Raw genomic sequence first — 14,028 nt, 5'->3', positions numbered from 1 at the left:
CGGCGGGGTCCATCAAGTCAACATGATGGCTTCATCGATTCAACACGTTGAATGATTCGTTTCAGTCGCGTGCCGGTAAAACTTCAATGCCCAGTTATACTTGCGACATATTTCAAGCCTGATACAGGCGTTCATGTTCAGCCACCATAAAGGGAGCGGCGGGTGAGTCTCACAGGTCTTGCGCAGCGTATGGGTAAAACAAGTTTTCAGCGACTGGTGCTTGGCCTTGTCTTCGGTTCCTTGTTGGTGGGCTGTTCCAGCTCGCCAAGCAGCGGTGCACGGGTCGTTGACCGTAATAATGCCGCACCGCAAAAGCCGACGGTAACTACCGGGCAATATGTGGTGCGCAAGGGCGACACGATGTTCTCGATCGCCTTCCGTTATGGCTGGGACTACAAAGCGCTTGCAGCCCGTAACAATATTCCTGTGCCCTACACGATACATCCGGGTCAGACGATTCGCTTCGATGGTCGCACCGGTTCCGCGCCTACGGCGGTTGTGACAAACACCGGATCTTCACCGTCGTCTTCGAGCAAAACCACCATCATTACTCGGCCTGCCGGCACTGCTGCGCCGACGGCTGCGAACAAGCCGACAGCCGCGCCGTTGCCGCCTGCCGGACCTGCGCCGACCGGTTGGGGATGGCCCTCAAACGGAGTGTTGATTGGAAAATTCTCTTCAAACGGTAGTTTGAATAAAGGCATTGATATCGCCGGGGATTTGGGACAGCCTGTTTTAGCTGCGTCTGATGGGACAGTGGTGTACGCCGGGAGTGGTTTACGGGGCTACGGCGAGCTGGTCATCATCAAGCACAGTGATACCTACGTCAGTGCTTACGGTCATAACCGCAGGCTGTTGGTTCGGGAGGGGCAGCAAGTCAAAGTCGGACAGACAATTGCCGAAATGGGTTCAACGGGTACAGACCGGGTGAAACTGCACTTTGAGATTCGCCGTCAAGGGAAGCCTGTAGATCCGCTGCAATTCTTACCCCGTCGTTGATGTGTTGCCAGCCTGTTCCCTCACGTAGAAGGAACAGGCTCCAGCGTTGCCAAGGATAAAGGCGTCGCTTGAGCTTGAGGTCGAACTCACCAAAGGACTATAACAATGGCTCTCAGTAAAGAAGCGCCGGAGTTTGACATCGACGATGAGGTTCTCCTTATGGAGACCGGTATCGCTATGGAATCGATGTCGAATGAGGGACCTGCAACACCTTCAGTTCGCACCAAATCCAAAAACTCCTCCGCGTTAAAGCAACATAAATACATTGATTACACACGGGCGCTCGACGCGACCCAGCTGTACCTCAATGAAATCGGCTTTTCCCCCCTGCTGACCCCCGAAGAGGAAGTCCATTTTGCGCGGTTGTCGCAAAAGGGTGATCCGGCTGGGCGCAAGCGCATGATTGAAAGCAACCTGCGCCTGGTGGTGAAAATCGCCCGGCGCTACGTCAATCGTGGGCTGTCCCTGTTGGACCTGATCGAGGAGGGCAACCTGGGCCTGATCCGGGCAGTGGAGAAGTTCGACCCTGAGCGGGGCTTCCGCTTTTCAACCTATGCCACCTGGTGGATTCGCCAGACCATCGAACGGGCGATCATGAATCAGACCCGCACGATCCGGTTGCCGATCCATGTGGTCAAGGAGCTCAACGTCTACCTGCGGGCAGCGCGTGAGCTCACTCAAAAACTCGATCATGAACCCTCGCCCGAAGAAATCGCCAACCTGCTGGAAAAACCGGTAGGGGAGGTCAAGCGCATGCTGGGCCTTAACGAGCGCGTGTCTTCGGTCGATGTCTCGCTGGGTCCGGATTCGGATAAAACCCTGCTGGACACCCTGACGGATGATCGCCCTACAGATCCTTGCGAGCTGTTGCAGGACGTTGATCTGTCCCAAAGCATTGACCAGTGGTTGTCGGAGCTTACAGACAAGCAGCGTGAAGTGGTGATTCGCCGCTTCGGCCTGCGTGGTCATGAGAGCAGCACCCTGGAGGACGTAGGCCTGGAGATCGGCCTGACCCGTGAGCGGGTGCGGCAGATCCAGGTGGAAGGGCTCAAGCGCTTGCGTGAGATCCTGGAGAAGAATGGCTTGTCGAGTGAATCGCTGTTCCAATAAGCGGCGCAGCTTGATTACTTGAATGTGGGAGGGGGCTTGCCCCCGATAGCAGTGTCACAGTCGCCAGCTATATCGACTGATACAACGCAATCGGGGCAAGCTCCCTCCCACATTTTTTGTGCCAGGCATAAAAAAACCCCGCTTTTAAGGGCGGGGTTTTTTCGACTAAGTCAGTACAAGTTAGATAACTTGAACTTCTTCAGCTTGCATGCCTTTCTGACCGCGGGTAGCGATGAAAGAAACCTGTTGGCCTTCTTTCAGGCTTTTGAAGCCGTCGGATTGGATAGCTTTGAAGTGAACGAACAGGTCGTCACCGGATTGTGGAGTGATGAAGCCGAAGCCTTTTTCATCGTTGAACCACTTAACGGTACCAGTTTGGCGATTAGACATGGTGTATCTCCTTGGACAAAGTTAACTGCGACTCAGGAAAAGCCCTGGCCGAGACTGAGTGCAAAGAGCAGGAAAAATTCTTGGAGATGGTTGGATCGAAATTCAACATATCGTGTAGAGATTCTCAGTGACACAAGCAGCACAGTGGCGCCACCTTAACCCTTTTTCCGGAACGTGCCAATGGTATTTCCGAAGGTTTCTCTATTTTCGTGACTGGCGGTGGTATTTACCGGTACCGCTGGCGGCAATACGGCCCCCGGCCCTGCTGGCTGCGCCTTACAGCCGGCGGGGCATTCATCAAGAAAAGCCCGACGCCCTTTGAACCCCAACGCCGGCACCGGTAAGATGCCACACAGAATTTTTCCACCTCGCTATTCAGGACACCCGCCATGAGCATCAAATCGGACAAGTGGATTCGCCGCATGGCGCAAGAGCACGGCATGATCGAACCGTTCGTCGAGCGCCAGATTCGTGGTGAAGGCGACGACCGAGTGATCTCCTATGGCGTTTCCAGCTACGGCTACGATGTGCGCTGCGCCGATGAGTTCAAGGTGTTCACCAACATCAACTCGGCGATCGTCGACCCGAAGAACTTCGACGAAAAGAGCTTCGTCGACGTCAAGAGCGACGTGTGCATCATTCCGCCAAACTCTTTCGCCCTGGCGCGCACCGTGGAATTCTTCCGTATTCCCCGCGACGTGCTGACCATCTGCCTGGGTAAAAGCACCTACGCGCGCTGCGGCATTATCGTTAACGTGACGCCGCTTGAGCCTGAGTGGGAAGGTCACGTCACCCTGGAGTTCTCCAACACCACCACCCTGCCAGCCAAGATCTACGCCAATGAAGGCGTGGCGCAGATGCTGTTCTTGCAGTCCGACGAGGCCTGTGAAGTGTCCTACAAAGACCGCGCAGGCAAGTACCAAGGCCAGCGCGGCGTCACCTTGCCACGCGCTTGATCGAAAGGTCCTACGCGTAAAGGGAATTAGTCCGCAGAAAGTGACTCTATTGGGTGTACTGCCTCGGCGCGTGCAAAACGCGCCGGGCCACGCTTGAGGAGTGCCTTATGAAGATCGACCCGCGAATCAGCGCAGAACTTGCCCGGCTTGAACCCAACCAGATTGGCGTTCTGGCCTGGTCCCTGATGGCCGATCCCGCTTATGCGGGCGGCATCCCCGGCCAACCCGAGCCGGATTACCCACAGCCTACCGAACCCGGTGAGCCGACCCTTCCCGATGAGCCGCCACCCGCACCGGTTGCCTGATACCTGCAAGCCCAGTCGGTGTTTCAGCCAACTGGCCAGACCTGGTGATCGCCAATCACAAAGAGTTGGTGATCATCGCCCTGATCTACTGCGTATCCGCCCGTAAATGCGCCAAACGCTGGCAACAGGCTGACGTGCCTGCCCAGCAGGAAGCACGGCAGGCGCAGGCTCTGCCGGCCCTTGCCGCGCAATCGATACACCGGGTGCACATGCCCCGCCAGCACCAGGTGGCTGGCATGGGGATCCGGTTCGTGTTGCAGGGCGAAAGGTCCCATCAGCAGCGGCTCAGGCACCACCTCGATCCTCAAGTCAGCAGGTGGATCGCCCGCGCGTTTGTCGTGATTGCCGCGAATCAACGTCATCGCCAGGTCGCAATGCCGTGCTCGCCAGGCCCGCAGTGCGCTCAGTGTGCCGCTGGCGTGTGAGCCGGGACCGTGCAGGAAGTCGCCCAGAAAGATCACCTGCGCGCACGGCAGGGCGCTTAACACGTGATCCAGACGCTGCAGATTGTCGGTAGTAGTGCCCTGCGGCACTGGCTGCCCCAGGCTGCGATAGGCAGATGCCTTGCCAAAGTGCGCATCGGCAATCAACAAACACTGGCGCGCAGGCCAGTACACGGCTTTCTCCGCCAGCAACCACAGTTCTTCGCCGCCAAGCGTCACCGAGCAGTGCGTCATCGTTTCTCCGCTACTTTTTCCAAATCCTTGACCATCCGTGCAATGCGCTCCGAGAGTTTTTCCGAACTCATGCTTTCGCGCATCCGCTCCACCAGCAGCGGGAAGGCGAGGGGCGTAGGACGTTCGATCACATGCATGTCCAGTTGCAGTGCCGACAAGCGAAGCAAGGTCTCTTCCAGGCGGCGAATATCCAACTCGTCACGCAGGACTTCTTCCCCGGCCTGGGCCAGCAACAGGTTCTGCGGGTCATATTGCTTGAACACTTCAAAGAACAATCCGCTGGACGCCTGCACTTGGCGCGTACTTTTCGGCGCGCCGGGGTAGCCGGCAAACACCAGCCCGGCGATACGGGCGATTTCACGAAAGCGCCGCAAGGCCAGTTCCCCGGCATTCAGGCTGGCGGCGACGTCGCTCAGCAAATTGGCCGGGCTCAGCAGCGCTTCGCTCAGCCATACAGACCAATCCACCGGCGTGGCGCTCAGTAACTCCAGGCCATAGTCATTGACGGCAATGGAGAAGGTCACTGCCTGTCCTTGGCTGACCCGCCAGGCGAGCAGGCTCGCCAACCCCAGATGCACCTGGCGCCCGGCAAACGGGTACAGAAACAGGTGCCAACCTTCCCGCGACTTCAGCACTTCGGCCAACAGCTGTTCCCGCGTCGGCAGGCCGGACCAGCGCAACTGCGTCTGTAGCAATGGTTGCACCGCCTGCATTTCAGGGCCTTCGAAGCGACCCTGCGCCGCCGCGTCAAAGCGCTCCACCACGGCCTGGGCCAGCTCATTGGAAAGGGGCATGCGCCCGCCATTCCAGCGCGGTACGGCGGCCTTTTTGGCGGTGCTGCGCCGCACGTAGGCGGTCATGTTTTCTACCCGCACCAGTTCCAGCAGGCGTCCGGCAAACAGAAACCCATCCCCAGGCTTGAGCCGTGCGATGAAACCTTCCTCGACGCTGCCCAGATTCTTGCCGCCGCCGCCCTTGCTCCAGAATTTCAACTGAATACTCGCGTCGCTGACAATGGTGCCCACACTCATGCGATGGCGTCGCGCCAAGCGGGCGTCGGGCACGCGCCAGATGCCCTGCTCGTCGGGCTCCACCCGGCGGTAATCCGGATAAGCGGTGAGCGACAGCCCGCCATGGCGCACAAACCCCAGCGCCCAGGCCCAATCCGCGTCCGTAAGATCGCGATACGCCCAGGCGCCACGCACTTCCGCCAGCAATGCATCCGGCGTGAAGCCACCGCCCAGGGCCATGCTCACCACGTGTTGTACGAGTACATCCAGCGGTTTGCAGGGTGATTCGCGGGCCTCGATGCGCCGCCCTGCAATTGCATCCTGGGCCGCCGCTGCCTCGACCAGTTCAAGGCTATGGGTCGGCACCAGCGTCACCCTCGATGGCCGCCCCGGCGCATGGCCGGAGCGCCCGGCACGTTGCATCAGACGGGCGATGCCCTTGGCTGAGCCGATCTGCAACACCCGCTCCACCGGCAAAAAATCCACCCCCAGGTCCAGGCTGGAGGTGCAGACCACCGCCTTGAGCTGCCCGTCTTTCAGGGCGCGTTCTACCCAATCGCGGGTTTCCCGAGACAACGAACCATGGTGCAGGGCAATGACCCCGGCCCACTCCGGCCGCGCTTCCAGTAAGGCCTGGTACCAGATTTCCGACTGCGCCCGCGTATTGGTAAACACCAGGCAGCTGCTGCTGGCCCCCACCTCGGCGACCACCTGCGGCAACATCTTCAAGCCGATATGCCCGGCCCACGGGAAACGCTCGGTAACCAGTGGCAACAAGGTGTCGACTTTCAGCTGTTTGGCCGTTTGCCCTTGCACATTGATTCCGCCGCCTTGTGGGACCAATACCTCCAGCGCGTGGGGCTGATTACCCAAGGTCGCCGAAATGCCCCACACCATCAGGTCAGGGTGCCAGCGCCGCAGCCGCGCCAACGCCAATTGCAACTGTACGCCGCGCTTGTTGCCGATCAGCTCATGCCATTCATCCACCACCACCATGCGCAGGTGCGCGAGGCTCGCCTCACTGTCGGCGCGGGCGAGCATCAGGGTCAGGCTTTCCGGGGTAGTGATCAGTACGGTGGGTTGGCGCCGGGTTTGCCGGGCGCGCTCGCTGCTGCTGGTGTCGCCCGTGCGCAGGCCGACGCTCCACGGAATCTGCAAGGTCGCCAGCGGCGCTTCGAGGGCGCGAGCCGTGTCGGCGGCCAGCGCACGCATCGGCGTGATCCACAGCACCGTCAGCGGTTCGGCAGGCGGTTTGCGTTTGCCCGTAGCAGGCGGTCGGGTGGTGGCGAAGCGATTGAGGGCGGCAAACCACAGTGCGTAGGTTTTACCCGCGCCAGTGCTGGCGTGCAGCAGCCCTGACCGGCCTTGCTTGACCGCTTGCCAAACCGCTTTCTGGAAGTCGAACGGCTTCCAGCCCTTGGCGGCGAACCATGTCTTGGCGAAGTCGTGGGGTTTTGCCATGCGGCGGCTGACGCTCTGGAAGGTCTATTCCCACAGACCCTCCAGGCACCGCAAAGGTTTACTTCAAATTGCCACTGAGGAATTGCTGCAAACGCTCGCTCTTCGGATTGCCCAACACATCCTCAGGCGCGCCTTGCTCTTCGACCAGGCCCTTGTGCAGGAACAGCACCTGGCTCGACACCTTGCGCGCAAAGCTCATCTCATGGGTGACCATGATCATGGTGCGGCCTTCCTCGGCCAGGCCCTGGATCACCTTCAACACTTCGCCCACCAGCTCCGGGTCGAGCGCCGAGGTGGGTTCGTCAAACAACATCACCTCCGGTTCCATGGCCAGCGCGCGCGCGATGGCCACCCGTTGCTGCTGGCCACCGGAGAGAAACGCCGGGTACTGGTCGGCCACTCGCGCTGGCAGGCCGACCTTGTCCAGATAGCGACGGGCACGGTCCTCGGCGTCCTTTTTACTGCAACCCAGCACCCGGCGTGGCGCCATGGTGATGTTTTCCAGCACGCTCATGTGGCTCCACAGGTTGAAGTGCTGGAACACCATCGCCAGCCGCGTGCGCAGGCGCTGCAATTCGGCGTCGTCGGCCACGCGCATGCCGTGGCGGTCGCTGACCATGCGGATCGGCTTACCGTCGAGGGTCATGGCGCCGTCGTTCGGGGTTTCCAGGAAGTTGATGCAGCGCAGAAAGGTGCTTTTGCCCGAGCCGCTGGCGCCGATCAGGCTGATCACGTCACCGGTCCTGGCCTTCAGCGAGACACCTTTGAGCACCTCATTGTCGCCATAGCTTTTATGCAGGCCTTCAACGGTCAATTTGTACATGGGGCGTGCATCCTCAAGGCGAAAGTAGGTAGCCGCTGCGGTAGGCCTCTGAGCCGGCGACATGGGCGATGACCATCCCGGCAGTGGCCATGCGGCGCAGCGAACGGGCGTAAAGCAGGCCTGCGTGATGGCAGTGCACAGGCGTTACGCGGTCGGTAATGGGGTCGATGATTTCAGCAATCAGTTGCCCGGCTTCCAAGTACTCACCGGGCAGGGCGCTGAACACCAGCAGGCCGCCCACAGGTGTTGCAACGGGCTCGACGCCGGCCAGTGGGGTGGCCGGGTAGGGCAGGTCGGGCAAGGGCGCCGCTTCGCCGCTGATCGCGCCGAAGTGAATCAGGTAGTCGATGATCGCTTGGCAATCGAGGCCCGCCAGGCCGTGGTTGACGTCGCCCTGGCCGCGCAGTTCGACCGTCACCGAAAAACTGCCCATGAGGATCGGGAAGCGTTCGGCAAACCGTTGCTGCAACTGCCACCAGACCAGGGTGAAACACTCATCGAACGACTGCCCGCCAGAGTCGGTGGCCAGTAAATTGGCTTCCGAGCCTAGATAACGCGCCAACGGCTCCACCTGCGGCCAGGCCTCAGGCGTGGTGTACAGGTGCGCCACGGCTTCGAAGTCGCAATGCAGGTCCAGCACCATGTCGGCGTCGCACGCCAGGCGTTGCAGCACCAGCCGTTGAGACTGCAATTGGGTGGCGGCGGTTTGCCCGGCGAGGGCGCTGCTCAATGCGGCGCGAATCAGTTCGACATTGCGTTGCGGATCATCCCCCAGCAGCGCCTCGACCCGGTTGCCCACCTCGTCACTGAGGTCGACAAACAGGCGATTGAAGTTCTGCCCGCTTTCCAGCTCGTAGCGGCCCAGGGGGATATCCATCAACACCTGTTCCAGGCCCACCGGGTTGGCGATGGGCACCACTACGATCTCGCTCAACAGCCGTCCGGCCGCCGCCAATTCGGCGAGGCGCACCTTCAGGTGCCAGGCGACCAACATGCCGGGCAGCTCATCGGCATGCAGCGACGCCTGGATGTAGACCTTGCCTGCGGCCTGCTGCGGGCCGAAGTGGAAACTGTGGATCTGCCGCGCCGTGCCTGGCACCGGCGCAATCAGTTCATGTCGCTGATGACGCATGAAGGCTCCTTAATGGCTTGGCCCGAGAAAGGCCAGCCAGCGACGTTCCGCCAGCCGAAACAGGCCGACCAGGGCAAAGGTCACGGCGAGGTAGATCAGCGCGGCAATGCCGAACGATTGAAAGGTCATGAAGGTCGCCGAGTTGGCATCCCGCGCGACTTTGAGAATGTCCGGGATCGTCGCGGTAAACGCCACGGTGGTCGAGTGCAGCATCAGGATCACTTCGTTGCTGTAGTACGGCAACGAGCGGCGCAGTGCGGACGGCATGATCACATAGGCGTAGAGTTTCCAGCCGCTGAGGCCGTAGGCCTTGGCCGCCTCGACTTCACCGTGGGCCATGCTGCGGATCGAGCCGGCGAAAATCTCCGTGGTGTAGGCGCAGGTGTTGAGGGCGAAGGCGAGGATGGTGCAGTTCATTGCATCGCGGAAAAACGCATCCAGCACCGGTTGGGCGCGTACGGCGGCGATGCTGTAGATGCCGGTGTAACAGATCAGCAACTGAATATAGAGCGGTGTACCGCGAAACAGGTAGGTGTAGAACTGCACCGGCCAGCGCACCCAGCGCTTGCGCGATACGCGGGCGATGGAGAGTGGGATCGACACCAGAAACCCGATCACCAAGGCGGCGCTGAGCAACCACATCGTCATGGCCAGGCCGGTGATGTGCTGGCCGTCGCTGTAGAGGAACGGGCGCCAGTATTCCTGCAAGAGTTCGATCATCGCACTGCCTCCCGGGAGCCTGCGGAGTAGCGACGTTCAAGACGGCGCAGGACAAAGTTGGAGACGCTGGTGATCACCAGGTAGATCAGCGCGGCCAGCACCAGGAAATAGAACAGCTGGTAAGTGCTTTTGCCCGCGTCCTGGGCCGCTTTGACCAAGTCTGCCAAGCCGATGATCGACACCAGCGCGGTGGCCTTGAGCATCACCATCCAGTTATTGCCGATGCCGGGCAGGGCAAAACGCATCATTTGCGGGAAGGTCACGTAGCGAAACCGCTGGCCGCGCTTGAGCCCATAGGCGGTGGCAGCTTCCAACTGGCCACGGGGCACGGCGAGAATCGCGCCGCGAAAGGTCTCGGTGAAGTAGGCACCGTAGATAAAGCCCAGGGTGATCACCCCGGCGCTGAATGGGTCGATCTCGATGTACTCCCATTCCATAAAGTCGGTCAGGCCGGTAAGCCAGGTTTGCAGGCTGTAGAAAATCAGCAGCATCAGCACCAGGTCAGGCACGCCACGGATCAGGGTGGTGTAGAGCTGGGCGGGAATGCGCAGGAAGGGCAGGCTGGAGAGTTTGGCGCTGGCGCCGAGCAGGCCGAGCAACACGCTGACGGCCAGGGACAGCACCGACAACTTGAGGGTCATCCAGGTGCCCTGCAGCAACAGCGGGCCGAAACCCTTCAAGCTGAACGCGCTCAGCCCGAGGGTTTGCAACAGATCTTCGAACATAAATCAGGACCTATGGCGATAAAAAAGCGCCCCTCCAGTGGAGGGGCGCCCCGGGCATTACTTGCCGCTGTACAGGTTCAGATCGCCAAAGTGTTTCTTCTGGATAGTGGCGTAGGTGCCATCATCGTGTAACGCTTTGATACCTTTATCCAAAAGTGCCTTGAGCTCAGTGTTACCTTTTTTGATACCGATCGCGGTTTTCGACGGCAGCAATGGGTCGTCAATGGCCGCGCTGACTTCGTAGCCGGCACCGGCTGGCGACTTCAAGAAGCCCAGTTCGGCTTGCAGCATGTCCTGCACGGACGCATCGAGACGGCCGGACGTCAGGTCAGCATAAACCTGGTCCTGGTTGGCGTAGGCCTTGGTGGTCACACCGGCCTTGTCCAGCACAGCCTTGGCGTAGGCTTCCTGGATGGTGCCTTGCTCGTAGCCCACGGACTTGCCCTTGAGCGACTCAGGGGTAGAGAACCCAGCGCCTTTCTTGAACACCAGCGAGGTCGGGCCGGAGAACAGTTCGTTGGAGAAGTCGATGGCCTTTTCACGCACCGGGGTCACCGTCATGGACGAGATCACGCCGTCGAACTTGTTGGCTTTCAGGCCTGGGATCATGCCGTCGAAGTCACTTTCGACCCATTTGCACTTGACCTTCAGCTCCGCACAGATGGCATTGCCCAGGTCGATATCGAAGCCCACCAGGCTGCCGTCGGCAGCTTTGGATTCGAATGGCGCGTAGGACGGATCGACACCAAAACGCAATTCCTTGTATTCCTTGGCCAGCGCGGTACCGGCGGCCATGCACAGAGCCAGTGCAGAAAGGGTCAGCAATGCTTTTTTCATTATGTAATCCCTGGAAACCAAGATAAGCGCTTGTGGCGCGTTTAGGACTGTTACTGAACGGTGTCAGACGGATCACAAGTAGCAATTTCTGCACCATAGTTCCGAATGAGCGTTTTAAAAGGTGGGATAAGGGAAATCTGAGTGTAGGAGATGCCCGAAAGTGGGCGCGGGAAAATGAGCGCACCATTTCAGGTCACACGGAAATTCAACGCGGGGATTTATGTCAGGCCAGGAGGTCCTGCAGGGTGGCAAGGTTGTCGGCCTCATCGACTGTCTTGTCCTGCCGCCAACGCAACATCCTGGGAAAGCGCACGGCAATCCCGCTCTTGTGGCGCTTGGACAGGGCAATCCCTTCAAACCCCAATTCGAACACCATGCTCGGCGTCACGCTGCTGACCGGGCCGAATTTTTCCACCGTGGTCTTGCGCACAATCGCGTCGACCTTGCGCATTTCCTCGTCGGTCAGCCCGGAATAGGCCTTGGCAAACGGCACGAGCGTGCGCTCGCTGCCGGGCGGGCCGTCCCACACGGCAAAGGTGTAGTCGCTGTATAAGCTGGCGCGTCGGCCATGCCCGCGCTGGGCGTAGATCAACACGGCGTCGACGCTGAACGGGTCGACTTTCCACTTCCACCACAGGCCCATATCCTTGGTGCGGCCCACGCCATACAGGCCCTGGCGATTCTTGAGCATCATGCCTTCGACGCCGAGGCTGCGGGAGGCTTCGCGTTGTTGGGCAAGGTCTTGCCAGGTTGCACCCGTCAGCAGCGGTGAGGGCTGCAACACCGGTTGGTTGCACTGGGCAATCACCTGCTCCAGTTGTGCGCGGCGTTTGGCCTGGGTGTGGTTGCGCCAGTCGTCGCCCTGATGTTCCAGCAGGTCGTAGGCCAGGACTGCCACCGGCGCATCCTCCAGCACTTTTTTGCTCAGGGTCTTGCGGCCGATACGTTGTTGGAGCAGGGCGAAGGGTTGCACCGAGTCTTTCCACACGACGATTTCGCCGTCGATCACCGTGCCATCGGGCAGGCCACTCGCCAGGCTGTGGAGTTCGGGAAATCGTTCAGTCACCAACTCTTCGCCTCGGGACCAGATCCACAGGCGCCCGTCACGCTTGACCAACTGCGCACGAATGCCGTCCCACTTCCACTCCACCTGCCAGTCCGCTGGAGAGCCGAGCAGGGCATCGAATTGCTCCACTGGCTGCGACAACCCGTGAGCGAGAAAAAACGGATACGGCTGTCCGCCTCGTTGTGCATGTTCGTCGGACGATTCGGCGGCGATCAGCTTGAGGTAGCCCTCAGGTGTAGGGCGATTGGACAGATCGGTGTAGCCCACCAGCCGCTGGGCCACGCGTTTACTGTCCAGTCCGGCCATGGCCGCGAGGGCGCGGGTGACCAGCAGCTTGGACACGCCAACGCGGAAGCTGCCGGTAATCAATTTGATGCACACCATCAGGCTTGGTTGATCCAGTTGTGTCCATAACGCTGGCAGGCGTTCAGCCAAGTCCAGGGGCGAGAGCCCGCGCAGGGGCAGGAGTTTGTCTTCCAGCCACACGGCCAGGCCGTCTTCTGAGGTGTAGGTCGATTCCGGTAACAGCAGGGAAATCGTCTCGGCCAAGTCACCCACCGACTGGTAGCTCTCTTCGAACAGCCACGGCTCGATGCCGGACGCTTCGGTGGCCATGTCTCGCAGCAGGCGCGTCGGCACCAGTTGCCGAGGGCGTCCGCCGGACAGGAAATACACCGCCCATGCCGCATCCTCGGGCGGTGCTTGCAGGAAGTAGGCTTGCAGGGCCGCGAGCTTGGCGTTGCTGGAGGTGGTGGCGTCGAGGTTGGTGTACAGCTCGGCGAAGGCCCTCATGCGCTGGCCTCTTCTTCGTCATCACCGTATTCGGTGGTGAAGCCCTGGGCGTCCAGGCCTTTTTCCCGCAGGTGGCGCACCAATACGCCGACAGAACCGTGGGTCACCATCACCCGTTCTGCGCCGGTCTGTTCGATGGCCCACAACAGGCCCGGCCAATCGGCGTGGTCCGACAGTACAAAACCTCGGTCCACTCCGCGCCGCCGCCGTGTGCCGCGCAGGCGCATCCAGCCGCTGGCGAACGCGTCGCTGTAGTCGCCGAAACGCTTGATCCAACTGCTGCCGCCGGCGGAGGGCGGGGCGATGATCAAGGCTTGGCGCAGCAGTGGGTCGGTCTTGGTGAAGTCCCCGGCGTAGAGCGTGTCGGGGATATAGATGCCGGCCTCGCGGTACACCCGGTTCAGCGGTTCGACCGCGCCGTGGCTGAGGATCGGGCCGATGCTGGCGTCAATGCCATGCAGGATGCGCTGGGCTTTGCCGAAGGAATAGCAGTACAGCACGCTGGCTTTGCCAGCGGCGATATTGGCCTGCCACCAATCGTTGATCCCGGCAAAAATCTGCGCCTGGGGCTGCCAGCGGTAGATCGGCAGGCCAAAGGTGGATTCGGTGATAAAGGTGTGGCAACGCACCGGCTCGAAGGGCGCACAGGTGCCATCGGGCTCGACTTTGTAATCGCCGGACGCCACCCAGACTTCACCTTGGTATTCGAGGCGCACCTGGGCCGAACCGAGCACATGCCCGGCGGGATGGAAACTCAAGGTCACACCGTGGTGCAGCAGTTGCTCGCCATAGGCCAGGGTTTGCAGGTTGATGTCCTGGCCCAGACGCGAGCGCAGGATACCTTCGCCGGGTGCGGCGGCCAGATAATGCTGATTGCCGGTGCGTGCATGGTCGCCGTGGGCGTGGGTGATGACGGCGCGTTCCACCGGGCGCCAGGGGTCGATGTAGAAATCGCCAAAGGGGCAGTAGAGACCTTCGGGGCGGGCGATGACAAGATCCATGGACGCGTGCCGGGGGCGATGGGC

General features: G+C 60.6%; 14 protein-coding genes. 4 read left to right on the top strand and 10 right to left on the bottom strand.

Translation table 11 applies throughout. The annotated features are described in order from the left end of the window. The first annotated feature begins 162 nt into the window (after positions 1-162). The gene (locus AOA60_RS04335; RefSeq protein WP_099583340.1) at positions 163-999 is read left to right on the top strand and encodes a peptidoglycan DD-metalloendopeptidase family protein; all 837 of its coding nucleotides are present in this window, start codon (positions 163-165) and stop codon (positions 997-999) included. A 105-nt stretch (positions 1,000-1,104) separates the two neighbouring features. Then, complete coding sequence (gene rpoS, locus AOA60_RS04330; RefSeq protein WP_099583339.1) at positions 1,105-2,109, top strand: RNA polymerase sigma factor RpoS; 1,005 nt, start codon at positions 1,105-1,107, stop codon at positions 2,107-2,109. A 180-nt stretch (positions 2,110-2,289) separates the two neighbouring features. On the opposite strand, the gene AOA60_RS04325 is transcribed toward rpoS, so the two are convergent. Further along, positions 2,290-2,499: a cold-shock protein gene (locus tag AOA60_RS04325; protein WP_002554837.1), complete on the bottom strand. Its 210-nt coding sequence runs from the start codon at positions 2,497-2,499 to the stop codon at positions 2,290-2,292. 389 nt (positions 2,500-2,888) lie between these two features. Between AOA60_RS04325 and dcd the strand changes: the two genes are divergently transcribed. Together dcd and AOA60_RS04315 are read left to right on the top strand one after the other, a co-directional pair. Then, a complete protein-coding gene (dcd, locus tag AOA60_RS04320; RefSeq protein WP_003172320.1) occupies positions 2,889-3,455 on the top strand; it encodes a dCTP deaminase in 567 nt (188 codons plus the stop codon). 107 nt (positions 3,456-3,562) lie between these two features. Next, positions 3,563-3,760 (top strand): hypothetical protein, encoded by a 198-nt coding sequence (locus AOA60_RS04315; RefSeq protein ID WP_010212420.1) that lies wholly within the window; start codon positions 3,563-3,565, stop codon positions 3,758-3,760. A gap of 23 nt (positions 3,761-3,783) precedes the next feature. Here AOA60_RS04315 and pdeM read toward each other — a convergent pair whose 3' ends face one another. The 9 genes from pdeM to AOA60_RS04270 form a co-directional block, all read right to left on the bottom strand. Further along, a complete protein-coding gene (gene pdeM / locus AOA60_RS04310; RefSeq protein WP_099583338.1) occupies positions 3,784-4,437 on the bottom strand; it encodes a ligase-associated DNA damage response endonuclease PdeM in 654 nt (217 codons plus the stop codon). After that, complete coding sequence (locus AOA60_RS04305) at positions 4,434-6,908, bottom strand: ligase-associated DNA damage response DEXH box helicase (protein ID WP_099583337.1); 2,475 nt, start codon at positions 6,906-6,908, stop codon at positions 4,434-4,436. Before AOA60_RS04305 ends, pdeM begins: the two co-directional genes overlap by 4 nt. A 58-nt stretch (positions 6,909-6,966) precedes the next feature. Continuing rightward, positions 6,967-7,731, bottom strand: coding sequence for an ABC transporter ATP-binding protein (locus AOA60_RS04300; RefSeq protein ID WP_099583336.1), 765 nt, complete (start codon positions 7,729-7,731; stop codon positions 6,967-6,969). 13 nt (positions 7,732-7,744) lie between these two features. Next, complete coding sequence (locus AOA60_RS04295) at positions 7,745-8,863, bottom strand: succinylglutamate desuccinylase/aspartoacylase family protein (RefSeq protein WP_099583335.1); 1,119 nt, start codon at positions 8,861-8,863, stop codon at positions 7,745-7,747. 9 nt (positions 8,864-8,872) lie between these two features. Then, complete coding sequence (locus AOA60_RS04290; RefSeq protein WP_099583334.1) at positions 8,873-9,583, bottom strand: ABC transporter permease; 711 nt, start codon at positions 9,581-9,583, stop codon at positions 8,873-8,875. Beyond that, positions 9,580-10,308, bottom strand: coding sequence for an ABC transporter permease (locus tag AOA60_RS04285; protein ID WP_032891617.1), 729 nt, complete (start codon positions 10,306-10,308; stop codon positions 9,580-9,582). Before AOA60_RS04285 ends, AOA60_RS04290 begins: the two co-directional genes overlap by 4 nt. Before the next feature lie 57 nt (positions 10,309-10,365). After that, the gene (locus tag AOA60_RS04280) at positions 10,366-11,145 is read right to left on the bottom strand and encodes a transporter substrate-binding domain-containing protein (RefSeq protein ID WP_032891615.1); all 780 of its coding nucleotides are present in this window, start codon (positions 11,143-11,145) and stop codon (positions 10,366-10,368) included. A gap of 223 nt (positions 11,146-11,368) precedes the next feature. Next, positions 11,369-13,003, bottom strand: coding sequence for an ATP-dependent DNA ligase (locus tag AOA60_RS04275; protein ID WP_099583333.1), 1,635 nt, complete (start codon positions 13,001-13,003; stop codon positions 11,369-11,371). After that, on the bottom strand, positions 13,000-14,004 hold the full coding sequence (locus tag AOA60_RS04270) for a ligase-associated DNA damage response exonuclease (RefSeq protein ID WP_099583332.1): 1,005 nt from the start codon (positions 14,002-14,004) through the stop codon (positions 13,000-13,002). The genes AOA60_RS04275 and AOA60_RS04270 overlap by 4 nt, the downstream gene beginning before the upstream one ends. Positions 14,005-14,028: the final 24 nt, after the last annotated feature.

Source organism: Pseudomonas sp. 2822-17 (assembly GCF_002742485.1).
GTDB lineage: Bacteria > Pseudomonadota > Gammaproteobacteria > Pseudomonadales > Pseudomonadaceae > Aquipseudomonas > Aquipseudomonas cyclaminis.
Note: the sequence above shows the minus strand (reverse complement) of the source record. Positions and strands in the feature narration are given on the sequence as shown.

What these genes read in the sequence shown, in the direction of transcription:
- rpoS (WP_099583339.1), top strand. Translation starts at nt 1,105, where the DNA reads ATGGCTCTCAGTAAAGAAGCGCCGGAGTTTGACATCGACGATGAGGTT.
- AOA60_RS04325 (WP_002554837.1), bottom strand. Translation starts at nt 2,499, where the DNA reads ATGTCTAATCGCCAAACTGGTACCGTTAAGTGGTTCAACGATGAAAAA.
- dcd (WP_003172320.1), top strand. Translation starts at nt 2,889, where the DNA reads ATGAGCATCAAATCGGACAAGTGGATTCGCCGCATGGCGCAAGAGCAC.
- AOA60_RS04315 (WP_010212420.1), top strand. Translation starts at nt 3,563, where the DNA reads ATGAAGATCGACCCGCGAATCAGCGCAGAACTTGCCCGGCTTGAACCC.
- pdeM (WP_099583338.1), bottom strand. Translation starts at nt 4,437, where the DNA reads ATGACGCACTGCTCGGTGACGCTTGGCGGCGAAGAACTGTGGTTGCTG.
- AOA60_RS04305 (WP_099583337.1), bottom strand. Translation starts at nt 6,908, where the DNA reads ATGGCAAAACCCCACGACTTCGCCAAGACATGGTTCGCCGCCAAGGGC.
- AOA60_RS04300 (WP_099583336.1), bottom strand. Translation starts at nt 7,731, where the DNA reads ATGTACAAATTGACCGTTGAAGGCCTGCATAAAAGCTATGGCGACAAT.
- AOA60_RS04295 (WP_099583335.1), bottom strand. Translation starts at nt 8,863, where the DNA reads ATGCGTCATCAGCGACATGAACTGATTGCGCCGGTGCCAGGCACGGCG.
- AOA60_RS04290 (WP_099583334.1), bottom strand. Translation starts at nt 9,583, where the DNA reads ATGATCGAACTCTTGCAGGAATACTGGCGCCCGTTCCTCTACAGCGAC.
- AOA60_RS04285 (WP_032891617.1), bottom strand. Translation starts at nt 10,308, where the DNA reads ATGTTCGAAGATCTGTTGCAAACCCTCGGGCTGAGCGCGTTCAGCTTG.
- AOA60_RS04280 (WP_032891615.1), bottom strand. Translation starts at nt 11,145, where the DNA reads ATGAAAAAAGCATTGCTGACCCTTTCTGCACTGGCTCTGTGCATGGCC.
- AOA60_RS04275 (WP_099583333.1), bottom strand. Translation starts at nt 13,003, where the DNA reads ATGAGGGCCTTCGCCGAGCTGTACACCAACCTCGACGCCACCACCTCC.
- AOA60_RS04270 (WP_099583332.1), bottom strand. Translation starts at nt 14,004, where the DNA reads ATGGATCTTGTCATCGCCCGCCCCGAAGGTCTCTACTGCCCCTTTGGC.